Consider the following 21933-nt stretch of genomic DNA (forward strand, 5'->3'; position numbering starts at 1 on the left):
TTGTAGCACAGCTTCACACCCCGAGCCGCGCCAGGATCGGCGGCACGAAGAGGATCAGCCCGACCACCGCGGAGATCGCGCTGGCCACGAGCACCGCGGCGGCTGCCGTGTCCTTTGCGGCTTTAGCGACCGGATGGTAGGTGGGTTGCACCAGGTCCACCACCGCTTCCAGCGCGGTATTCACTAGCTCGAGGGTCAGCACGACCAGGATGAGCATCAGCACCGGGATCAGCGGCACCTCGAGCCACACCGCGCCCCCTAGGGCGGCGAAGGCTAGGGTGACCTCGATGCGGAAGTTGCGCTGGTTTTTCCAGGCGTACCGCAGCCCTTCTCCGGCGTAGCGGAAGGACTCCGCGACGCCTTTCACAGGGTCAGGATGCGTTCCTGGACGCGGCGGAACCCTTGCCATGCCTCCTCCGAAGCGTGGTCGTGCCCTAACAGGTGCCACAGCGCGTGCGCGGCGAGTACCAGCACCTCGTCCTCGAGGGTGTGTCCGGCCTCCCTGGCTTGTCGCTGGGCGGTGTCCAGGCTGATCCAGATATCCCCGAGGTGCGGGGGGATGAAGGGATCCCCGGGCTCGAAGGTGGGAAAGGAAAGCACGTCGGTGGGCGCATCCTCGCCCCAGTACCGGCGCTTAAGCTCTCGGATGCGTCGATCGGAGCAGAGGATCACCGTTACCGCGTGCTGGGCGTACCCGAGTTCCTCCATGAGCTTGGCGAGCTTGGCGCGCAACAAGGGGCGCAATCCTCGAGGCGGGCGTTTTTGGGGGATGACTTCAACCTTCGGCATGTTCAGCCTCGGCCCGTTCGTAGGCCTTGATGATGCGGGCTACGAGCGGGTGACGCACGACGTCGGAGTCCTTGAAGTAGATGAAGCGGATGCCTTCGATGTGTTTGAGGGTGCGTTGGGCTTCGACCAAGCCGGACTTGGTGTGCTTGGGCAGGTCGATCTGCGTGATGTCCCCGGTCACCACGACCTTGGAGTTGAACCCCATGCGGGTGAGGAACATCTTCATTTGTTCGGGCGTGGTGTTTTGGGCTTCGTCCAGGATGATGAAGGCGTCGTTCAGGGTGCGCCCGCGCATGAAGGCGAGGGGCGCGACCTCGATGATGCCGCTCGCGAGGTACTGGTCGAACCGGTCCGCGTCGATCATGTCGAATAGCGCGTCGTACAGCGGCCTGAGGTACGGGTCCACCTTGGCCTGGATATCCCCCGGCAAAAACCCCAGGCGCTCGCCGGCCTCAACGGCGGGCCGGGTGAGGATCAGGCGTTTGACGCGCTTGGCCTTGAGCGCCGCGACCGCCATGGCGACCGCGAGGTAGGTCTTGCCCGTGCCGGCCGGACCGATGCCGAAAACGATGTCGTTTTGCGCGATGGCCTCCACGTAGCGGCGTTGTCCCGGCGTTTTGGGGCGTAAGCGGCGCGGGAGGGACAAGCCAGAGAGTTCCGCGTGCGTTTCCTCCGTGAGGCTTTTTCCCGACTCGGCGAGGGCTACCGACTGCTCGATCGTGGCGCGGTCGATCTCCCCGCCCTGACGCACGATGGTGAGCAGGTCGCGTAGGGCTTGCTCGGCCACGGTGACCTCGTGCAGGTTTCCCGTGATGCGGATCGTGTTTCCCCGGGCTATGACCTTCGCGTTGACCAGCTCGCGCAGTACCTTAAGCCAGCGATCGCGGTGCCCGAACAGGTGAAGGGCTTCCTGACTGGATTTCAGGTGCACGACCGCGTTGGCCTCTTCCTCGTGCTGCCCTTCTGGTCGTGGGACGCTATTAGGGTTCGCCATATGACTCCGTTCCGAATCCTACAGGGTTTGCAGGAGAATGCCTAGAGCCTTACCCAATTCCACCCTTTCTTCGCCTGCGGTGACGCCATCGCTGGCCCACCGGTTCACCCAGAATCTCGTGCCAGACGATACCGTTTAAGAGGTGGTCGCGTGTCACGCCGAACGGCACTCGAGCCTCGGCTCGGGGTTGGGGCGGCGGGACTCGAGGCTGCATCGGGGGGGTGGGGGCCGGCTCAGGGGGTTTAGGGATGGGGGGTGGGGGGGCTTGCCGCACCTCCTTGGGTTTGGGAGGGATAGGGGAGGGTTTAGGAACAGGTTCGGGTTCCGCTTCGACCGGGAACAACTCCCCTACGGGCGGCGCGGGGCGTTGGCCTCCCCCCCGAAGCAGCCCGGTGAGGGCGGGCGCGACGACGAAGATGAGCAGGAACAGTAACCCGATCAGGTCATCCAAGCTCATTCGGTGTGGTCCTCCCCGGCCTCCGGCCGGCCTCCGCGCGTCGCTCGGCTGATCGAGTCGCGCATTTCGGTGTCGGCCTCGATGTTCTTCATGTGGTAGTAGTCCATCACCCCCATGTTCCCGCTTTTGAGCGCCTCCGCCATGGCGCGGGGGATCTCGGCTTGGGCTTCGACCAACTTGGCGCGCATCTCCTCGACCTTGGCGCGCATCTCCTGCTCGGCGGCCACCGCCATGGCCCGTCGTTCCTCGGCTCTGGCTTGGGCAATCTTCTTATCCGCTTCGGCCTGATCGATCTGCAGTTGCGCGCCGATGTTCTTCCCGACGTCCACGTCCGCGATGTCCACCGAGAGGATCTCAAACGCGGTGCCGGCGTCCAACCCTTTGTCCAGCACCGTTTTCGAGATCAGGTCCGGGTTCTCCAGGACGTCCTTGTGCGAGGTGGCGGAGCCGATCGTGGTCACGATGCCTTCCCCCACCCGCGCGATGATCGTCTCCTCCCCGGCACCGCCCACCAGCCGCTCGATGTTCGCTCGCACGGTGATGCGTGCCGTGGCCAGGAGCTGGATCCCGTCCTTCGCGACCGCAGCAACCATAGGGGTTTGGATGACCTTAGGGTTCACCGAAACCTGGACGGCCTCGAGCACGTCCCGTCCCGCCAGGTCGATCGCGGCCGCCCGGTCGAAGGTCAGGCTGATCCCGGCTTTTTCCGCGGCGATCAGCGCGTCCACCACCCGGTCCACGTTACCGCCCGCGAGGTAGTGGGCCTCGAGGCGGTCCAGGGGGACCTCCAGCCCGGCCTTGGTGGCCTTGATGAGGGGGTGAATGACGCGGGCGGGGGGGACGCGCCGGAGGCGCATGGCGATCAGGGTGATAAGGGGGACGCGCACGCCCGCGGCCCACGCGGAGATCCAGAGCCCAACCGGAACCACGCTGAAGAAGATAAACAGGAAGATAAGTGCCGCACCTGCGATGATGAGGATACTCACGTCCATACCGCTTTACTCCTCCTTCCGAACCACAACACGCATGCCCTCAACGCGGATCACGCGTACGGGAGTGTCTTTGGGGATGAACTCCCCGTCGCTCACGACGTCCACCCGAAGTTCTCCGAACCGAGCGACGCCCGCGGGGCGCAGGTCGGTCAGGGTGGTACCGATCGCGCCTAAAAGCCGTTCTCGTTCCGAGACGGGGGTGCTGTGCTCAGCGATGGCGCTCTCGAGGACCAGGGCGCGCCCCGCGCGGGTTTTGGGCAGGAACCGGAAGGCGAGGATGAACCCTGCCGTGGCGATGAGGATCGCGGTCGCACCCACCTGGAGGGATTGCTCCTCGAAGGTGAAGTACAAGGAGGCGAGGATCGCGCCGATCCCGGAGATGCCCGCGATGCCGAACCCCGGCAGGAGGAAGATCTCCGCCAGGATCAGGAGGATGCCGAGGAAGAACAGGATGATCTCGAGCGCGCCCGAGAGCCCCGCGAGGTACCCGCCCGCGAAGTACAGGCCCAAAGCGACCGCACCGATCGTGCCGGGGACGCCGAACCCCGGCGTGAAGGCCTCGATCACCAGTCCCAGTACGCCCACCGCGAGGAGGATAGGCGCGATGAAGGGGCTGGTCAAAAAGCGCGCGACCCGAACCCGAGCGGGCAGGTCCAGGCGCACGACCTGGGAGCTGAACCCCGCAAGCTCGAGGGCGTGCCGTAGGGAGGAGGCCTCGAAGTCCGCGAGCCCCAGCTCAACCGCCTTGGCGCCGGAGAGCGTGAGGGGCTCTCCTTTGGCGGCGAGTCCTTCGATCTCGATATCCGGGTCGACCATGGCCTCTGCAAGCTCGGCAGGTCGGCCGCGCGCCTCGGCGACCGCGCGGAACTTGCCGCGCAACCCGCTGATGATCTTGCGATCCGCGGCTTGCGGTTGGGTTCCGGGAAGCACGGTGATCGGCAAGGCCGCGCCGATCTCCGAACCTGGAAGCATCGCGATCTGGTCCGCGGAAAGAGTGATCAACGCCCCCGCGGAGAAGGCGTTTTGCACCACGGCCAGGGTGGGGATCGGGGTGCTCAGGATCGTGTCGGACATGCGAATGGCCGCGTCCACCCGGCCGCCAGGCGTGTCCACGAACAGCACCACCCCGCTGGCCCCTTCCTGCTCGGCCCGCTCCAAGGACTGCTCGAGGAAGTCCGCCAGCGCCGGCCCGATCTCCCCCTCGATGGGGATGACGTACGTCTGGGCGAAGGCCATTCCTAGAAGCGTTATGAACACCGCGAATGTCTGTTTCACCTACCTAAGGATAGCAAGATTCTTCGCGCGGGGCGATAGCTTAGGCTACATGTGGCGGGGCGTGTACAGTACGGGTATGCGCTTAGGGCTCATCGGTTACCCACTCGCGCACTCAGTTAGCCCCGCGATGCACCGCGCCGCCTTGCAAGCTGCGGGGCTCGAGGGCATCTACCGCCTCTTGGAGACGCCGCCAGACGAGCTGGAGTCCCGGGTGATGGAGGTGCGGCGGGGGTACCGGGGGGTGAACGTGACCGTCCCCCACAAGGTCGCGGTCCTGCCGTATCTGGACGAGGTGAGCCCCGAAGTCCAAGCGATCGGCGCGGTGAACACGATCGTGAACGAGGAGGGGCGTCTTGTCGGGCACAACACCGACGCGCCGGGGTTCACCCGGGCCCTCGAGGCCGCCGGGGTGACGGCGCGCGGACTTCGGGCGGTGGTGCTTGGCGCGGGCGGCGCAGCGCGGGCCGTGGTGTACGCCCTCGTGCAGGCGGGAGCGCGCGTGCGCGTCGCGAACCGTACCTTCGCGCGGGCCAAGGCCCTAGCGGAGGTGTTTGGTGCGGAGGCGGTGCCGTTCGAGGGGCCGGAGTTCGTGCGGGCGGTGCGGGAGGCGGACCTCCTCGTGAACGCCACGAGCGTGGGCCTAAATGACCCGGGCGCTTCGCCCATTCCCGAGGGGGTGTGGCCCCGGGAAGCGGTGGTGGACATCGTGTACAACCCCCTCGAGACCCGGTTGCTGCGCGAGGCGCGGGCGGCGGGCCTGGTGGCCGTGGACGGCCTCGGGATGCTCGTGTGGCAAGGCGCGCTAGCCTTTGAGCTCTGGACCGGAAGGCAGGCCCCGGTCGCCGCCATGCACGCCGCGGCGCGCGCGGCGCTAGGGGAGGACGCGTAAAGCCGGGCCGGCCGCCTCGACGCGGCTTTTAACGATCCGGCACGCCTCGGCGAAGCGCTCGAGGATCCAGGCCTGCTCTGGCCCGGTCGCGAACCAGGTGCGCCCGAACTCGAGCACGAGGGGGTAGGCCCGCACGGCCGTGGGGCCTTGGGGAGTGAGCTCGACCTCGAAGAGGAGCTGCCGGTCGTTACGGAAGTGAGGGTGGACCGCGTAATCGTCCAGGAGGTCCCCGGTCGCGTACAGGATCACGCCACCCTCGGCCCACTCGACGCCCTGGAAGTGGTGGGGGCCGTGCCCCCACACGACCCGCGCGCCGGCCTCGAGGAGGCTGTGCCCGAGCGTCCGGTAGACCGGGGCCGGGGCCGGCACCCAGTTCGCCTGCCAGTGGTAACTGACGATGACGTGATCCACGCGCTCGGCGAGGTCCGCCACGCCCTGAAGAAGGCGGGCGAGGGCCTTGGGGTCGTGCGGGTTCACGTAGTGGGTGCCGGGTCGGGCCGGGCGCGCGGCGAAGTCCGGCTGGTGGTCGCAGCAGGCGATGATCCCGATCCGCACCCCTCGGACCTCGAGCACGGCCGGGGCCCGGGCCGCCTCGAGGTGCGCGCCGGCCCCCGCGTGGGCGAAGCCGCGCGCCTCGAGGGCCTGGAGGGTCTCGCCCAGCCCCTCGAGGTCCGCGTCCAGCGCGTGGTTGTTGGCGAGAGTGACCAGGCCCACGCCCGCGTGGGTGAGCGCCTCGAGGGCCGCGGGGGGTGCTCGGAAGTAAAAGGCTTTCTTCGGGCCGCGGTAGACCCGGGGGCGCGCGCTGACGGCGCACTCCAGGTTCACCCCGAAGAGGTCGGCCTGCCGGGTGAGGGGGGAGAGGGTGCCGAGGGGGTGGGCGGGGCCGCGCGTGGCGATCACCCGGGCAACGCCGCGGCCCAGCATCGCGTCGCCGCCCAGCATAAGCCGCACGCTTCCAGCATAATGGGGATGGGAACGTGGGGGATATGCGGACGATCGCCGAGCCTTATACGTACGCGGAGGAGATCAAGAAAAGCCGGTTCATCGCGCATGCCGCGCCGGTGGAAACCCCCGAGGAGGCCATGGCCTTCCTCGAGGCGGTGCGGGACCCCCAGGCCACGCACAACTGCTGGGCGTACAAGATCGGCCAGGCCTACCGCTTTTCGGACGACGGCGAGCCCGGAGGCACGGCGGGGCAGCCCATCCTGCGCGCGATCGAGGGGCAGGGTTTGGATCACGTGATGGTGGTCGTGACCCGGTACTTCGGGGGGATCAAGCTCGGGGCGGGGGGGCTGGTGCGCGCGTACGGGGGGGTGGCGGCCACCTGCTTGCGTCAGGCCCCCAAGCGCGAGGTGCGGCCCCAGGTCCCCGTTCAGCTGAGCGTTCCCTTTGAGGCGATGGGCGGGGTGTACCCCGTCCTCGAGCGTTTCGCCGTGACGAAGGAGGCGGAGCGATACACCCAGGCAGGCCTTGAGCTCGCGCTCCGCTTAGACGCCGCGGACCTCGAGGCCTTCCGGCGGGCGCTTACGGACGCGACGCGGGGGAAGGCCCGGGTATGGGTAGAATAGGCGCGTGCAACAGCCGAGCCTGTTCGATCACCGTCCTGAACGCATCCTGATCGTGGATGGGCACCACCTGGCTTACCGGAACTACTTTGCCTTAGGGGAGTTGACGACGAGCCGGGGGGAGCCGGTCCAGGCCGTGTACGGGTTTGCCCGCACCCTGTTGAAGCTGCTGAAGGAGGACGGGGATTGCGTGATCGTGGTCTTCGACGCGCCCCAGCCCTCCTTTCGGCACGAGCAGTTCGCGGCGTACAAGGCCCAACGCGCCCCCACCCCGGAGGACTTCAAGCCGCAGCTCGAGAAGATCAAGCAGCTCGTGGATTTACTCGGCCTCGCGCGCTTCGAGCTCGCGGGGTACGAGGCCGACGACGTGATCGGCAGCCTCGCCAAAAAAGCCGAGGCCGAGGGGTACGAGGTGCGCATCGTCACAAGCGACCGGGACAGCTACCAGCTGCTTTCCGATAAGGTGCGGGTCCTCAAGCCGGACGGGGAGGAGGTCACCCCGGAGACGGTCCGGGAGAAGTACGGGGTGACGGTCGCGCAGTGGGTGGATTTCCGCGCCCTGACCGGGGACGCGTCGGACAACATCCCCGGGGTGAGGGGGATCGGCGCGAAAACCGCGGCGAAACTCCTCGCCGAGTGGGGCAGCCTCGAGAACCTGTACGCCCACCTCGCGGAGGTCACGCCCCCCAGCGTGCGCAAGAAGCTGGAGGCCGGCCGGGAGAAGGCGGCGTTGTCGCGCGCCCTCTCCGAGATCCACACCGACCTCGCGATCGAGGTGGATTTTGCCGCCTGCCACCGGCGCCCGGTGGACCGCGAAGCGCTTCGGGCCTTCTTGGAGGCGCTCGAGTTCGGCTCCATCCTGCGCGAGCTGGGCCTGATCGAGGCGCGTTCGGCGGAGGAAGCCCCTTGGCCACCGCCACCAGAGGCCTTCTTGGGGTACGTGCTGGACCGGCCGCAGCCCATGTGGGCCGAGCTCAAAGGGCTCGCCGGGGCCTGGGAGGGGCGCGTGGCCCGGGGGCCGGCGCGCGCCAAAGAGCTCGCGCGCTTCGAGGCCGTGCACGCCCTGCAGGCCAAGGACCTCACGGTCTGGGCCCGGCGCGAGGGGGTGCGCGTGCAGCCGGGCGAGGACCCCTTGCTGTTGGCGTACCTGTACGACCCCACGAACAGCGACCCCGCAGCCACCGTGCGGCGCTACGGGGCGGGGGACTGGTCGGAGGACCCCGCCGCCCGCGCCCTGGCCGCGGCGGAACTGTGGCGCATCCTAGGCGAGCGGCTCGCGGGAGAGGAGGCCTTGTGGTGGCTGTACCGTGAGGTGGAGCGACCCCTTGCCGGGGTGCTCGCGGAGATGGAGCACGCCGGGGTTCGCGTGGACGTCGCCTACCTCGAGGCCCTCTCCGCCGAGCTCGGCCGGGAGATCGCGGCGATCGAGGCCGAAGTGCACCGGCTTGCGGGGCGCGCGTTCAACCTGAACTCGCGCGACCAGCTCGAGGTGATCCTCTACGATGAGTTGGGCCTGACCCCTACGCGGCGCACGCAGAAGACCGGCCGGCGCTCGACCTCGGCCGCGGCGCTGGAGGCCCTCGTGGGGGCGCACCCCATCGTGGAGCGGATCCTGGCGTACCGGGAGCTCTCCAAACTCAAGGGCACCTACCTGGACCCCCTGCCGAGGCTGGTGCACCCCGCGACGGGCCGGATCCACACCCGGTACCACCAGACCGGGACCGCTACCGGTCGGCTCTCGAGCTCCGACCCGAACCTGCAGAACATCCCGGTGCGCACCGAGGTGGGCCGTCGGATCCGCCGGGCTTTTGTGGCCGAGCCGGGGTACGTCCTGGTGGCCGCGGACTACTCGCAGATCGAGCTGCGGGTCCTCGCGCACCTCTCCGGGGACGAGAACCTCAAGCGCGTCTTCCAGGAGCGCCGGGACATCCACACGCAGACCGCGAGCTGGATGTTCGGCGTGCCTCCCGAGGCGGTGGACCCCTTCCGGCGCCGTGCGGCCAAGACCGTGAACTTCGGGGTGCTCTACGGCATGTCCCCCCACCGCTTGAGCCGCGAGCTCGGGATCGAGTACGCGGAGGCCGAGCGGTTCATCCAGCGGTACTTCGAGTCCTACCCGCGCGTCCAGGCCTACATCGAACGGACCCTGGAGCAGGCCCGCGAGAAGGGGTACGTCGAGACCCTGTTTGGCCGGCGGCGGTACATTCCCGACATCCGCTCCCGGAACCGCAACGTGCGCGAGGCCGCCGAACGCATGGCCTTCAACATGCCGGTGCAGGGCACGGCCGCGGACCTGATGAAGCTGGCGATGGTGAAACTCGCGCCTGAGATCCGCTCCCTCGGGGCGCGCCTCATCCTGCAGGTGCACGACGAGCTGGTCCTCGAGGCCCCTCAGGAGCGGGCGGAGGCGGTGGCCCGGGTGGTGCGGGAGGTCATGGAGGGCGCGTGGGCGCTGGATGTGCCCCTCGAGGTCGAGGTCGGGATCGGGGAGAACTGGCTGGAGGCCAAGTGACCCGCCGGGCGCGGGGTGTGTATGCTAGATGGGTATGGCGCGTCGTTATTTCGGTACCGATGGGGTGCGTGGGGTGGCGGGAGAGCCCCCGCTGACCCCGGAGTTCGTGCTGCGGTTGGGCCAGGCGGCCGGGGCGTATTTTAGCGCGCATGCCCGGCAGCCTGTGGTGTTGATTGGGAAGGACACCCGCGAGTCCGGGGATATGCTCGAGGCCGCCCTCGCGGCGGGGTTGTTGTCCCAAGGGGTTCGCGTCGAGCACCTGGGGGTTTTGCCCACGCCGGGTGTGGCCTACCTCACCCGCGCCCTGGGGGCCGCGGCGGGCGTGGTGATCTCCGCGAGCCACAACCCGTACCGCGATAACGGCATCAAGTTCTTCGGCCCTGGGGGGACGAAGCTACCGGACGAGGCGGAGCTCGAGATCGAGGCGCTGCTCGAGCGGGAGTTTTCGACGGCCCGGGTGGGCACGGTGAACGATCACAAGGAGGCGGAGCGGCTGTACATCGATCACCTGGTCGCGAAAGGCCCTTCCCTCGAGGGCCTGCGCGTCGCGATGGACACCGCGAACGGCGCGACGTACCGGGTGGGGCCGCGCGTGTTCCAGCGGCTCGGGGCCGAGGTGTTCGCGGTGTACACCACGCCGGACGGGCGGAACATCAACCGGGGCTGCGGCTCGACGCACCCCGAGGCGCTCCAGCGGATCGTGAAGGAGGGGGATTTCGATCTGGGCGTGGCCTTCGACGGGGACGGGGATCGCGTGATCCTCGTGGACCGGCAGGGCCGGCTCGCCTCGGGGGACCACGTGCTGTACATCAACGCCCTGGTGCGCCGGGCGCGGGGGGTGGTGGCCACGGTGATGAGCAACATGGGCCTCGAGGTCAAGCTCCGGGAGGCGGGGATTCCCCTGTACCGCACCAAGGTCGGGGACCGGTACGTCTACGAGAAGCTCGTGGAGACGGGATTGACGCTCGGCGGGGAGCAGAGCGGGCACGTCCTCTTTTTGGATCACGCCGCTACTGGGGATGGGGTTCTGACCGCGCTCTTGACGCTCGAGGCCCTCCTGGAGGACGGGCGCGGGTTAGAGGCGTGGGTGGACGCCTTGCCCATGTACCCCCAGGTGCTGGTGAACGTGCGCGTTGCGGACAAGCACCGCGTCGTGCAGCACCCGGCGCTTGCCGAGGCGGTGCGCCGGGCGGAGGCCGGCCTCGAGGGGGGGCGGGTGAACGTGCGCCCTTCAGGGACCGAGCCGTTGGTCCGGGTTATGGTGGAAGGGCCGACCGAGGCTGCGGTGCGTCGGGTGGTGGCGGAGCTGGAGCGGGTGGTGCGTGAGTTGGACGCGCAGGCGTGACCCTTTGGGGTGCGTGGAGGTTGAGATGAACCGTTCCTTGCACCGGCTGGAGGTTCAGGTGGCCCGGGCGCTTTCCGAGATCATCCACGAGATGAAGGACCCCCGGTTGCCTTTGGTGGTGACCGTGGAGCGGGTGTGCCTCACCCCGGACCTGTCGCAGGGCCGGGTCCTCGTGAGCGCTTTGGAGCGCGTGGAGGAGACGGTCGGGATCCTGAACCGGGCGCACGGGTTTTTGCAGGAGGAGTTGGCGCGCGAGCTGCGGTTGCGCCGGATTCCTCGATTGCGGTTCTTTGCCGATCCGGGGGAGGTGCTGTAGCGTGGCGGGACCGAAGCGGGTGGAGTTGCCGCTGGAGGTCCGGTACGCGGAGACCGACCAGATGGGGGTGGTGCACCACGCAGCTTACGTGGTGTGGCTCGAGGCCGGGCGGGTGCGTTTTTTGGAGGAGATCGGGCTGCCGTACGCGGAGGTGGAGCGGCAGGGATGGTTTTTCCCCGTGGTGGAGTTGGCGCTTTCGTACCGGGCGCCGGCGCGTTTTGGAGATCGGGTGGGGGTGGTGTGCTGGTTGGAGGCGGTGACCCCTAGGGCGGTGCGGTTCGGGTACGAGGTGGTGCGGGAGGGAAGGGTGCTGGTGCGGGGCTACTCCCGGCATGTGGTGACGGATCGCGAGGGACGGGTGGTGCGCATGCCGGAGGCGCTCGTTGCGCGATTGCGGGCGGGGATGGGGAGGCTAGAGAAAACGACCGCCGATCCAGAGCCCTAGGATCGGCAGAGGGGTTAGGGAACGGTGCGTGGGGTTTAGTCTTGGCGGTTCGCCAGGGTGTACAGGAACAGTCCCAGAGCTACAGCGATCGCAGCAGTCCACTCTACGGGGGTCATGCGTGCCTCCTTTCCACCTTAGCGGCCTAGCGGTGCAACCTGCACCGCTGCCCATCAAAGCAGACGGCGGCGCGGGCGTCAAGTGTTGGTGATCACATTCACAAAACCTTGAACGGGGTCTCCCAACCTGGGTTTGTCTCCTTCTCGAACGCCTTTCCTCGCTCGATCTTTCCCGTATTGCGAGAGTAGGGTATACTTAAGAGTCTACCGCTAAAGTATTTTCCCCACTAAAACATTTTCGCATAGATAAAGGGGGGAGCCATGAAACCACTAGTCTGGCTAGGCTTAGGATTGTGGGCGATCGCCCAGGGAAGCGTCGCCTACGCGAACCAAGATCCGGCATGCGAAACGATTAGCGGAACCTTATTTACCAATTTCATCAGCGAGACTGAAACGCTAGGCGTCGTCCTGGGGAGCCTAGAGGGCGGGGTCCGCGCGGTCATTGTGGAACAGGCACCCCAGGATGACGGCCGCGTACGCATTCAACTCCGCCACACCTTCGTAACCCGGGACGGCTCCACGCTGCACACCCAGGACGAGGGGATTGGCACGCCGATCCGGGAGGGGTTAATGCACGTGACGGAACGTTCGGTAATCGTGGGGGGCACCGGCCGGTTCAGCAACGTGCGCGGCACCCTCGAGGTGCACGGCAGCGTGGACTTCGAGCGGGGCGAGACGGTCTTCCGCTACCGGGGCGAGCTCTGTCGCGAAAAACCCATGGCTCACGAGTAAACCCCGCTATCGCGCTGACGAGTGGGTTTTCCCGGTCAGGTATGTCACGGCGGACACTCCCGCCGCGCGCCCGTCCCGAATCACCTCCGGCAATCCCACCCCGCGATACGCTGCTCCCGCCAGGTAAAGGCCGGGCAGCTCCGATAGGGCGGCCTCGATCTCCTGAACGCGCTCCAAATGCCCCACGGTGTACTGCGGCATGCCGCGGGGCCAGCGGAACACCCAGGTGCGCTCCGGGTTCACCGACCGGCCCACCACCTTGCGCAGATCCGCGAGCGCTGCGCGCGCCAGTTCCTCCTCGCTTTGCCGGGCCGCCTCTCCGGAAAGGTAGGCTCGCACCAAGCGGTACCCCTCCGGGGCCCGGTCGTTCCACTTCCGGTCCACCCAGGTGAACCCCCGCACCGCCAGCCCTTCCCGCGCCGCGGCTAGAATGCCGTGCCCTTGCGTGGCGGGAAACTGATCCGCGGGAAACGCGAATGAGACCGTGGCCGCGTCCCCGTACGGGATGCCCCGCAGGGCTTCGGCCGCCCGCGGCGCGACCTCTGCGAGGGCTTTTGCCGCCGCGAATGCCGGCGCGGCGAAGACCACGGCGTCGGCCTCGAGCACCCCGCCCTCCACGTACACGCGCCACACCGTGCCCGTGCGCTCGAGTCGCGTCACCCGCACCCCAAGCGCTAGGTCGGTCTTCTCCAAAGCGTTTCGAAGGGCGGTGACGAGCTCGCCCAGCCCGCCCTTGAGGGAGGCGAACAGGCTGCCCCCCTCACGGCTCGCCTTCCGCTGGCGCATCATGGCGAGCGAACCGCGGATTAAGCTACCGTACTTGTCCTCGAGGGCCTTGAGCTGGGGGAAGGCTGCCAGAGTTGAGAGCTGGTAAGGATCCCCGCCGTAGATGCCGCCCACGAGCGGGGCGGCCAGGTTCTCCCATACCTCGCGCCCAAGCCGCCGGGTAATGAAGGCCCCGAACGGCTCGTCTCCCCGAGGGGCGCGGCGCATCCAAAGGTCGCGTGCCGCCCGTAGCTTGCCGGGCAGCGAGACGAGAGGAGTGCGCAGCAACGGCCCGAGCCGCGAGGGCACCACCACGTTCAGCCCCTCGGGTATGGGGTGCGCTTTCCCCCGAAGGTAGATGAACGCCGCGGGTTTGGCGGGCTGGGTGCCGGTGATCCGCTCCTCTAGCCCCAGCTCGCGCATCAACTCCAGGGCCCAAGGCTTATAGCGCACCACCGCGTCCGGACCGCCCTCCAGCACGAACCGGTCGCTGTGCGCGGTCTGCACCTTGCCCCCCAGGCGGGTCGAGGCCTCGAGGAGCGCCACTCGAAGATCCAGACCCGCTTCGCGCGCGGCCCGCTCCGCGGCGTACGCGGCGCTCAAGCCGGCGAGCCCACCCCCCACGACGACAAGCCTTACCGCCATGCCCGCTCCACCACGTCCTTCAAGACCCGAATGTAGTCCTCGTCCGCGTTCAGGCTGCGCGCCCGAACCAGCCGCATCCCAAGCTGCTTGGCCGCTTCTTGAGCCTCGTAATCGATATCGTAAAGGACCTCGAGGTGGTCCGCGGGGAAGCCCACCGCGGCCACCACAACCTCCCGCACCCCTTCCCGGGCGAGCGCCTCGAGCTCCTCGAGGATGTCCGGGCCGATCCAGGGCTCGGCGGTACGCCCCGCGGACTGCCAGGCGACGCGCCAGCGGGAAAGACCGATGCGCTGGGCTACGAGCTCGCCCGTGCGGCGCACCTGTGCGGGGTACCGCCCGCCGTCCGCCTGCACGGCCCGCTCGGGAATCGAGTGCGCGGTGAAGAGCACCACGGCCTGCTCGGGTTCCCGCACGCGCCAGAGCGCTTCCTGTACGCGGTAGGCGACCGCGTCGATGTAGAGGGGGTGGTCGTGGTAGTCCTCCACGAACCGGACCTCGAAGGGGTTCCCGAGCGCCTCGAGCGCGCGCTCCACCCGTTCGCGGTACTCGGCGATGCTGCGCAGGCTGTAGTGCGGGGCGGCCACGACGGCCACCGCTCGCTGCACGCCGGCTTCGGCCATCTCCCGTACCGCGTCGCGGATCCAGGGGCGCCAGTGCTTCATCCCCACCCAGACGCGGCTGCCCTCACCGAGAGCGGCGGCGAGGCGTTCGGCCTGCGCGAAGGTGATCTCGTTCAAAGGGCTTTTCCCGATCGCGCGGTAGCGCTGGGTGAGTTCCTCGAGCAGCTCTGCGGGCGGTGGGTTGCCGCGCCGAATGTCCGTGTAGTACGGTTCGATCTCCTCCTCACGGTACGGCGTTCCGTACGCCATGAGCAATACATCCGGCATCCGTTTCCTCCTATCGCTGCGTGCGTTCGTGCACGAACGCCACCACGCGCTGTACGGTCTCCACGGGGGTGCCCGGTAGGATCCCGTGCCCCAGGTTAAAGATATGCCCGGCTCGGCCGGCGTTGGCCTCGAGCACCCGCAGGACCTCGCGCTCCACCACAGGCCACGGGGCGAACAGCACGGCTGGGTCGAGGTTGCCTTGAACCGGCGTGGCGCCCAAGCGTGCGCGCGCCCAGTCGAACGGCGTGGTGTGGTCCACCCCGATCACCTGGCCGCCCGCGGCCTGCATCTCCTCCAGGAGGTGCATGGTGCGCGTCCCGAAGTGGATCGTGGGCACGCCAAGCCCCGAAAGCCCCGCGAACAAACGCTGCATGTGGGGCTTGACGTACCGCCGGTAATCGCTTGCGGTGAGGTGGCCTACCCAGGAGTCAAAGACCTGAACGGCGTCCGCACCCGCGTGCACCTGCGCCGTAAGGTACGCGATCATAGCCTCGGTCAGGGCCCGCATCAGCTGGTGCCAGGCTTCCTCCTCCGCGTACATGAAGGCCTTCACCCGCACGAAGTTGCGCGTGGGGCCGCCCTCGATCAGATAGCTCGCGAGCGTGAACGGCGCGCCCGCGAACCCGATGAGGGGCACCTCGAGGTCCTCCTTGAGCAGACGAATGGCCTCGAGGACGAAGGGAGTGTGCGCTTTCGGATCGAACGGTTGGAGGCGATGAAGGTCCTTGGGGGTTCGGATGGGGTTGTGGATGACTGGGCCTTTCCCCTCCACGATATCCAGGTCGAACCCCATGCCGTAGAGGGGCGTGGTGATGTCCGCGAAGAGGATCGCGGCGTCCACGCCGAGCTGCGCGACGGGTAGCTTGGTCACCTCGGCGGTGACCTCGGGGTGACGCACGATCTCGGGGAGGGTGTAACGCTCGCGGATTTTTCGATACTCCGGCTGGTACCGCCCTGCCTGGCGCATGAACCAGACGGGCGTGTACGGGGTCGTCTCCCCACGCGCGGCCTTTAGAAACACCTCGTTCACGCTGGCGATTCTACCGCACGCGCGGTGAGGACAACTGTCCCCGGTGCTTCGAAAAGTGCCGGCGCCTCAGGCACACCGCACCACCAGCACGGGGGTGTGGGTGCGGTGCAGCACCCCGTCCGTAACGGAGCCCAGGAGCAGTTTCTCCATACCGGTCCGGCCGTGCGTGCCCATGACCACCAGGTCATACGCCTTGGCCGCCTCGACGATCGCCGGCACGGGCAGCCCCTCGAGCTGCTCGGTGCGCACCGGGACGCCTACCTCATCGGCGATCTCCTTCGCTCGGGCCAGTGCCGCGTCGGCCGACCGGCGAAGGTCCTCGTAGAGCTGCACCTCGTACGGCACCCCTTCGGGCAGGAGCGGCAGGTGCGCGGTGGGGTCCTCGATCACGTACAGCACGGTGGCCTGCGCGCCCAGGGTCTTGGCGAGCTCGAGGCCCTGGCGTAGCGCTTTTTCGCTGCACGGGCTGCCGTCGGTCGGAAGCAGAATGCGTTTGTACATGACGCCCTCCAAGCCTAGGGAAGCCTTGTTCCTGGAATTATCCTACCAGACTAGCGCACCCGGTACCCGATTTGCTCCAGCACCTGCCGCGCTCGCGCGCTTTCCTCGCGGCTGCCGAACCCCAGCCGGATCGCGCCGCCCTCGTCGCGGATCGTGAGGACCTCGATGTCCTTGATGTTGACGCCTGCCTCCCCGAGGGCCGTGGCGATGCGCGCGATCTGGCCTGGACGGTCCGGAACCTGCACCACCAGGTCGTACATCTCCGGCAGCAGGCTGCGCCGCACGATCGGCAGGCTATCCCGGGTGCGTTTGGCGCGGATGGCGGCCGCTAGCAGCCCTTCCGGGTCCTCCAGGAGAGCCTCGAGCTCCTCCAGGACCGCGCGGAAGTCCGCGAGGGCCTCCCGGAGCGCGGCGCGGTTTTCCCGCACCATGTCGCGGCTCATGCGCGGCGAGCCGGACGCGACGCGCGTCAGGTCGCGGAACCCTCCGGCCGCGAGGAACATCAGGTGCTCCCGCTCGCCGTTCTGGGCGACCAAAAGGTTGAGCGCCACCGCGAGCAGGTACGGCAGGTGGGAGATACGCGCCACGAGGCGGTCGTGCAGGGCCGGGGGCAGGATGAGGGGGTAGGCCCCTAGGTGCTGGACGAGCTGAGCGAGAGCGCGCTGGTCCTCCGGGGGGGTCGCTTCGCTTGGGGTGATCACCCAGACCGCGTTCTCGAGCAGGCCGGCGTGCGCGTGGCGCACCCCCGAGCGCTCGCTGCCCGCCATGGGGTGCCCGCCGACGAACCGGGGAAGGAGTGGGGTGAGCGCCGCGACCACCGGCCCCTTGACGCTGCCCACGTCGGTCCACAGCGTGTGCGGCGCAGCGTACGCGCTCACCGCCCGCCCAAGCTCTGGTAGGGCCCCCACCGGCGCGGCGAGCACCCCTAGATCCAGCTCCGCCACCCACGCTCCGAGTTCCGTGTGCACCCGGTCAGCGGCCCCCACCGCGAGGGCCGCCTCGAGGGCCTCGGGGTCCGGGTCGTACGCGTGCACCTCCTGGGCGAGGAACCGCTCCCTGAGCCCCAGGCCCACTGAGCCGCCCAAAAGCCCCATCCCGAAGATGCCGGCCTTGCGCAACACGGGTTGCATCGCTCACCCCGCGAGCGTGGCCTCGCCGGTCGCGGGCTCGAGCGCGGCTCTCAGGGCGCGCACGCGCTGCATGAGGGTCGCGAACAGGGGTTCGGGGAGCTGCTGCGCGGCGTCCGAACGCGCCTGTTCAGGGTGGGGGTGCGCTTCCACGATGAGACCGTCCGCGCCAGCCGCGACCCCCGCGAGGGCCAGCGGCAGGACCCACGCGCGTTTCCCCGCGGCGTGCGAGGGGTCCACCCAGACCGGGAGGTGCGTCCAGCTCTTTAGGACGGGCACCGCGGAGACGTCGAGCGTGAACCGGGTGGCTCGCTCGAAGGTGCGGATGCCCCGCTCCACCAGGATGACGCGCGGGTTGCCCGCAGCGAGGACGTACTCAGCGGCCATCAAGAACTCCTCCAAGGTCATGCTCAGCCCGCGCTTTAAGAGCACGGGCTTGCCGGCTTGGCCGACCTCGCTGAGCAAGGCGAAGTTCTGCGCGTTACGCGCGCCGACTTGCAACACGTCCGCTTGTTCCGCGACGCGCTCGACGAGGTCGGGGCGTGTCACCTCCGTCACCACCGGCAACCCCGTCTCGGCACGAGCCTCGGCGAGCAGCTCGAGGCCCATTTCTCCTAGCCCCTGGAAGGCGTAGGGGCTGGTGCGCGGCTTGAAAGCCCCACCGCGCAGCATCTGCGCGCCGTGGCGCTTCACGAAGCGCGCCGCGGTGAGGATCTGCTCGCGCGACTCGACGCTGCACGGCCCGGCCGCGACCATGAAGTGCCCGCCGCCGGTCTGCCCGGTGGGGAAGGCCAGGACCGTGGGGGTGGGTTTCACTTCACGGCTGGCGAGCTTGTAGGGTTTGCTGATGGGAACCACGTCTTCCACCGCGGGCAGGCTGCGGAAGTGCTCCATGACTTCGGGCGTGGGGCTGGAGCCGACCGCGCCGATGAGCGTGGTCTCCTCGCCTTCCGAGACGTGGGGTCGAAAACCGAAGCGTTGGATCTCCCGAATTAAAGCTTCAACTTCATCGCGGGTCACGCCGCGTTTCACGATGAGCAGCATGCGCCACCTCCTGGAAAAGAGGGCCGAACGCCTAGGGGCCGATAGCCGGGATAACCGTAGCCATCGTCCATAGGCTCACCCCCTTTCCCACGAAGGCGTCGCATAGTGCCTTTAAGTCTAGGCATCCCGGGGCTTTCTGTCAACATTCACCACCGCGAGCGTGCAGCGCGAGATCGCGACGAGCCGCTCGCGCTCATCGTGAATCCGCACCTCCCAGACCTGGGTGGAACGCCCCACGAAAAGCGGGGTGCCCACAGCGGTCACGGCTCCATCGCGTTTGGGGCGCAGGTGGTTCGCGTTGATCTCCATGCCGAACGCGGCTTTGCCCGGAGGGCAGTGGAGCTGCGCGCCCGTGCTCGCCACGTGCTCCGCCAGGGCCACCGAGGCCCCACCGTGCAGGTACCCGAACGGCTGGTGGTGCTCCGGCGTGACCGGCATGGTGGCCACCACACGCTCGGGGGTGATCTCGAGGAAGCGGATGCCGAGGGTTTTGCCAAGGCCCACTCGCTCCAGAAACTCAGGGTCCAGGACGTCCATGCTCCTTACTATAGGCCTCAAGCCTCCCCGCGCGGTTCGACCGGTGCCTCGAGCCATTCGCGGAACGCGGTCATCGCTTCCGGCGTGGAGATCACGATCAGGCGGTCCCCTGGTTGCAGGACGGTGTCGCCGTGAGGAACGATGACCTGATCGCGGCGCAGCACGGCGGTGATCAGGATATCGGTGGGCAACCCCGCGTTGCGCAACGCTTTTCCTGCGAGGGCGGTGCCCTCCGGGAGCGTAAGCGTATAGAAGAACCGCCGTTCGTGAGGATCCAGGGGTACGGGGCGTCCGAGTTGCAGCAGATCGGCCAGGTCAGGCAACGGTATCCCCTCGAGCTTCAGATCCTGCGTGAGCTGCGCTTTGCGCAGGCGCTCGAGCCCCACCTGGAGGTAGGTTCCCACGTGCACCGGGCTGTCCGCCCGCGAGGGAACCTGGGCGGGGAAGAGGGTCCAGCGGGGGCCGGAGAGGGCGTAGCTCACGGTGCCCGCGAGGAGGCCCGGAACCAAAAGGGCGTAGGTGCCGCTCATCTCGATCACCTGGATGATGGAGGCCAGGGGGGTTTTGGCGGCGCTGGCGAAGAAGGCGGCCATCCCCACCATCATGAACTCGGCCTCCATTCCCTCGAGGCCGGGAAACACCCGGCCCGCGAGGCGACCCACCCCGATCCCGACCATGCCACCGATAAACACGCTCGGTCCGAAAAGCCCCGCGCTGCCCCCCGAGCCAATGGTGAAGCTGGTGGTGAGGAGTTTCGCGAGGATCAGCAACAACACCCAGGAGAGGGGAGGGGTGGTTTCCAGGACGCGCAACAGCTCGCCGTACCCGACGCCGAGCGCGCCGGGAACACCCATCCCGATGAGCCCCACGACGGCCCCTCCCAGGGCGGGTTTGGTCCACAAGGGAAGCCGGAGGGCCTCGAGGCGCCCCTGCACGAAACGAAATAGAGCGATGAACGCGATGGCTGCTCCGGCTTCCACCGCGCCCAGGAGCGCGTAAGCCGGTAGGGTCCAGGGGTGCATCTCTCCTGAAATCGACACGGTAAACAAGGGGTGAAAACCGAAGAACGACCCGTAAACCGCGTACGCGGTGATCGCGGAAAGGATCGCGCCCATCAAGGCCTCGGTTTCGAACTCGAGCCGCCGGTACAGCACCTCGCTGACGAAAAAAGCGCCGCCGAGCGGGGCTTGGAAGACCGCTCCGATGGCCCCCGCGGCCCCGCTGAGCACCATCACCCGCCGTTCCCCCTCGGAGAGGCGCAAGATGTCCGCCAGGAGTGAGCCTAAAGCGGCGCCGCTCTGTACCAGCGGGCCTTCCTGACCGCCGCTGCCGCCGCTGCCCAGGCTGATCACGGAGGTGAGGGGTTTGGCCCAGGTGATGCGCCGGCGGAGCCGCCCCGCGGTCCGGTGGTACGCCTCGACCACCTTGTTGATCCCGGCCCCGGCTGTTTCGGGAGCGTATAGCAGAATCAAGCCGACGGCGAGCCCGCCCAGGGCAGGAGCGAGGGGCGGACCGATGTAAGCGAACGCGTTCGTGACCCACTCGAGCGCTAGGGTGAACGCGACCGTTACGAACCCGCTCATCAGGCCGGGGAGAACGCCAAGTAGGAGCAGCAGGCGAACCTGGGACGCACTCACACCTATAGCTTATTCGGGTTGTGGGGCTTGCTTTAGACTGACGGCATGGACTGGGAGGACCTGGCCGCCTTGGCGCGCGATCACGGACTGACGCTGCCGGAGCTCGAGGCCCGCGGGTGGCGGGAGCGGGCGGTGTGGGAGTTCACGCTCGAGGTGGTGAGCGAGCTCACACGGCGGGGGCTTTTGCCGAGCGTGAGCGCGTTCGAAGCCCCCGGGTGCTACGGGACCGTGCGGGGCGAGGGCAACTAGAGCCCTTCCTCCTCGAGGGGTTCGGCCTCGGGGTTTTTCTTCATCACCTCGCGCAGCACGGCCGTGGCGTAGCTGCCTTTGGGCAGGAAGAACCGCAGCCACACGCCCTCACCCGTGACCTCGACGCTCCAGTCCGTGAGGGGGAACCGCACGGGACGGCGCGCGCCCTTGCGCGCCCTGAACTGCTCCCGCGCGAGGCCGTACCGGGCGAGGACCGCGTCCTCGAGCCGCCGCGCCTCGTCGGTCGCCTCGAAGTACTTCCGGCCGTACAGGGGGCCGGTCGCGCTGATCTCGAGCCGCTGGGCGCGTGGGGTTTCGGCCTCGGGGTCCTCCACGCGGAACTCCCCCCCGGAGTCGTGCTTCTTGGCGATGTCGCCCTTGACGACCCGGTCATAGAGGCCCCGCTCGAGGCGCAGCGCGACCCAGTCGTTGAACAAAAGGCTTTGCAGGCTGCCGATCAGGAACTTCTTCAGCCAGGGGGTGCCCCGCCCCTTGCCGGTGGTGACGAGCCGATAGCCGCGCTCGGGGTTCTTCCCGCCGATCCCGAAGCGTTGCGGCCCGTAGTAGTTCGGCACGCCTTTTGCAGCGAGGGCCTCGAGGATGGCCCGCGCGCGTTCAGGGGGACCCTCAGGGTCCCGCACCAGGATCGCGAAGCGGTTGCCCTTGAGGTGCCCCACGCCGAGCTTGTTCCGGTGGTACGCGGCCTCGAGCACCCGTACGCCCGGGAGGCGCTCGAGGCGCGGCAGGTGGGGCGCGTGGCTTTTGGGGATGGAGAACCACTGCCGCGTCAGGGCGTGCTTGTCCTTGAGGCCGGCCACGCCGATCAGTTTTTCCGGAACGCCCATCTCGTCCCGGATGTACTCGAAGACCTGGCGGGTGGTGAGCCCTTCCTTCTCGAGGTGGATGAACAGGTGCTCGCCCTGGCCAGACGGGGGGTACGCGGGCACCTCCTCCACCTGGAAGTCCCGCGTCCGAACGCGGATCCGCCCCCCGATGCCGGGCTGGTCCGCGGTGAGGTACGGGTACCGGTCGAAGTCAAAGGTCAGCTCCGGCGTCACCGCCTCATGGTATCAAGCCGGTGGGG

24 protein-coding genes are annotated in these 21933 nt (G+C 68.2%); 8 read left to right on the plus strand and 16 right to left on the minus strand.

Translation table 11 applies throughout. The features are described from left to right. Nucleotides 1-13: 13 nt before the first annotated feature. Genes MARKY_RS05640 through MARKY_RS05660 form a run of 6 tightly spaced genes read right to left on the minus strand, consistent with a single transcriptional unit; the run spans nt 14 to nt 4468 of the window. A complete protein-coding gene (locus MARKY_RS05640; RefSeq protein WP_013703915.1) occupies nt 14-409 on the minus strand; it encodes a diacylglycerol kinase in 396 nt (131 codons plus the stop codon). After that, a complete protein-coding gene (ybeY, locus tag MARKY_RS05645) occupies nt 364-789 on the minus strand; it encodes an rRNA maturation RNase YbeY (RefSeq protein ID WP_013703916.1) in 426 nt (141 codons plus the stop codon). Before ybeY ends, MARKY_RS05640 begins: the two co-directional genes overlap by 46 nt. Then, the gene (locus MARKY_RS05650) at nt 776-1783 is read right to left on the minus strand and encodes a PhoH family protein (protein ID WP_013703917.1); all 1008 of its coding nucleotides are present in this window, start codon (nt 1781-1783) and stop codon (nt 776-778) included. The genes ybeY and MARKY_RS05650 overlap by 14 nt, the downstream gene beginning before the upstream one ends. 49 nt (nt 1784-1832) lie before the next feature. Beyond that, entirely contained in the window at nt 1833-2240 is a 408-nt protein-coding gene (locus MARKY_RS12215) for a hypothetical protein (RefSeq protein ID WP_013703918.1), read from the minus strand. Continuing rightward, a complete protein-coding gene (floA, locus tag MARKY_RS05655; protein WP_013703919.1) occupies nt 2237-3232 on the minus strand; it encodes a flotillin-like protein FloA in 996 nt (331 codons plus the stop codon). The genes MARKY_RS12215 and floA overlap by 4 nt, the downstream gene beginning before the upstream one ends. Before the next feature lie 6 nt (nt 3233-3238). Continuing rightward, the gene (locus tag MARKY_RS05660; protein ID WP_148230461.1) at nt 3239-4468 is read right to left on the minus strand and encodes an NfeD family protein; all 1230 of its coding nucleotides are present in this window, start codon (nt 4466-4468) and stop codon (nt 3239-3241) included. Nucleotides 4469-4583: 115 nt separating this feature from the next. Between MARKY_RS05660 and MARKY_RS05665 the strand changes: the two genes are divergently transcribed. Continuing rightward, nucleotides 4584-5396, plus strand: coding sequence for a shikimate dehydrogenase (locus MARKY_RS05665; protein WP_013703921.1), 813 nt, complete (start codon nt 4584-4586; stop codon nt 5394-5396). Here the strand turns inward: MARKY_RS05665 and MARKY_RS05670 are convergent. Further along, nucleotides 5379-6338: a CapA family protein gene (locus MARKY_RS05670; RefSeq protein ID WP_013703922.1), complete on the minus strand. Its 960-nt coding sequence runs from the start codon at nt 6336-6338 to the stop codon at nt 5379-5381. The genes MARKY_RS05665 and MARKY_RS05670 overlap by 18 nt on opposite strands. Nucleotides 6339-6382: 44 nt before the next feature. Here MARKY_RS05670 and MARKY_RS05675 point away from each other — a divergent pair, with 44 nt between their 5' ends. The 6 genes from MARKY_RS05675 (at nt 6383) to MARKY_RS05700 (ending at nt 12427) form a co-directional block, all read left to right on the plus strand. Continuing rightward, the gene (locus MARKY_RS05675) at nt 6383-6964 is read left to right on the plus strand and encodes an IMPACT family protein (RefSeq protein ID WP_013703923.1); all 582 of its coding nucleotides are present in this window, start codon (nt 6383-6385) and stop codon (nt 6962-6964) included. A gap of 4 nt (nt 6965-6968) precedes the next feature. Then, nucleotides 6969-9473, plus strand: coding sequence for a DNA polymerase I (gene polA, locus MARKY_RS05680; protein WP_013703924.1), 2505 nt, complete (start codon nt 6969-6971; stop codon nt 9471-9473). A 34-nt stretch (nt 9474-9507) separates the two neighbouring features. After that, nucleotides 9508-10818 carry a phosphoglucosamine mutase gene (glmM, locus tag MARKY_RS05685; protein ID WP_013703925.1) on the plus strand — a complete coding sequence of 437 codons (1311 nt, stop codon included), beginning with the start codon at nt 9508-9510 and terminating at the stop codon, nt 10816-10818. A 25-nt stretch (nt 10819-10843) separates the two neighbouring features. Beyond that, complete coding sequence (gene rbfA / locus MARKY_RS05690; RefSeq protein WP_013703926.1) at nt 10844-11134, plus strand: 30S ribosome-binding factor RbfA; 291 nt, start codon at nt 10844-10846, stop codon at nt 11132-11134. 1 nt (nt 11135) lies between these two features. Further along, nucleotides 11136-11579 (plus strand): acyl-CoA thioesterase, encoded by a 444-nt coding sequence (locus tag MARKY_RS05695; RefSeq protein ID WP_013703927.1) that lies wholly within the window; start codon nt 11136-11138, stop codon nt 11577-11579. A gap of 560 nt (nt 11580-12139) precedes the next feature. After that, nucleotides 12140-12427: a hypothetical protein gene (locus tag MARKY_RS05700; protein WP_148230408.1), complete on the plus strand. Its 288-nt coding sequence runs from the start codon at nt 12140-12142 to the stop codon at nt 12425-12427. 6 nt (nt 12428-12433) lie between these two features. Here MARKY_RS05700 and hemG read toward each other — a convergent pair whose 3' ends face one another. The 8 genes from hemG to MARKY_RS05740 all read right to left on the minus strand — a co-directional run bounded on the left by hemG (nt 12434) and on the right by MARKY_RS05740 (nt 20600). Continuing rightward, entirely contained in the window at nt 12434-13837 is a 1404-nt protein-coding gene (gene hemG, locus MARKY_RS05705) for a protoporphyrinogen oxidase (protein ID WP_013703929.1), read from the minus strand. Continuing rightward, nucleotides 13828-14724, minus strand: a complete 897-nt coding sequence (hemH, locus tag MARKY_RS05710; RefSeq protein WP_013703930.1) for a ferrochelatase — start codon at nt 14722-14724, stop codon at nt 13828-13830. Before hemH ends, hemG begins: the two co-directional genes overlap by 10 nt. Nucleotides 14725-14734: 10 nt before the next feature. Continuing rightward, a complete protein-coding gene (gene hemE, locus MARKY_RS05715) occupies nt 14735-15754 on the minus strand; it encodes a uroporphyrinogen decarboxylase (protein ID WP_013703931.1) in 1020 nt (339 codons plus the stop codon). Nucleotides 15755-15820: 66 nt separating this feature from the next. Continuing rightward, the gene (locus tag MARKY_RS05720; protein WP_013703932.1) at nt 15821-16255 is read right to left on the minus strand and encodes a universal stress protein; all 435 of its coding nucleotides are present in this window, start codon (nt 16253-16255) and stop codon (nt 15821-15823) included. A 50-nt stretch (nt 16256-16305) separates the two neighbouring features. Continuing rightward, on the minus strand, nt 16306-17385 hold the full coding sequence (locus MARKY_RS05725; protein WP_013703933.1) for a prephenate dehydrogenase/arogenate dehydrogenase family protein: 1080 nt from the start codon (nt 17383-17385) through the stop codon (nt 16306-16308). Nucleotides 17386-17388: 3 nt separating this feature from the next. Continuing rightward, the gene (aroF, locus tag MARKY_RS05730; protein WP_013703934.1) at nt 17389-18426 is read right to left on the minus strand and encodes a 3-deoxy-7-phosphoheptulonate synthase; all 1038 of its coding nucleotides are present in this window, start codon (nt 18424-18426) and stop codon (nt 17389-17391) included. Nucleotides 18427-18543: 117 nt separating this feature from the next. After that, nucleotides 18544-18963: a hotdog fold thioesterase gene (locus tag MARKY_RS05735; RefSeq protein ID WP_013703935.1), complete on the minus strand. Its 420-nt coding sequence runs from the start codon at nt 18961-18963 to the stop codon at nt 18544-18546. A 17-nt stretch (nt 18964-18980) separates the two neighbouring features. Then, a complete protein-coding gene (locus MARKY_RS05740) occupies nt 18981-20600 on the minus strand; it encodes a chloride channel protein (RefSeq protein WP_052297159.1) in 1620 nt (539 codons plus the stop codon). A 45-nt stretch (nt 20601-20645) separates the two neighbouring features. Here MARKY_RS05740 and MARKY_RS05745 point away from each other — a divergent pair, with 45 nt between their 5' ends. Next, nucleotides 20646-20849 carry a hypothetical protein gene (locus MARKY_RS05745; protein ID WP_013703937.1) on the plus strand — a complete coding sequence of 68 codons (204 nt, stop codon included), beginning with the start codon at nt 20646-20648 and terminating at the stop codon, nt 20847-20849. On the opposite strand, the gene truD is transcribed toward MARKY_RS05745, so the two are convergent. Beyond that, nucleotides 20846-21907, minus strand: a complete 1062-nt coding sequence (gene truD, locus MARKY_RS05750; protein WP_013703938.1) for a tRNA pseudouridine(13) synthase TruD — start codon at nt 21905-21907, stop codon at nt 20846-20848. The two genes, MARKY_RS05745 and truD, sit on opposite strands and share 4 nt — an antisense overlap. Between the last annotated feature and the right edge of the window lie 26 nt (nt 21908-21933).

The organism is Marinithermus hydrothermalis DSM 14884, assembly GCF_000195335.1.
Taxonomy (GTDB): Bacteria; Deinococcota; Deinococci; order Deinococcales; family Marinithermaceae; genus Marinithermus; species Marinithermus hydrothermalis.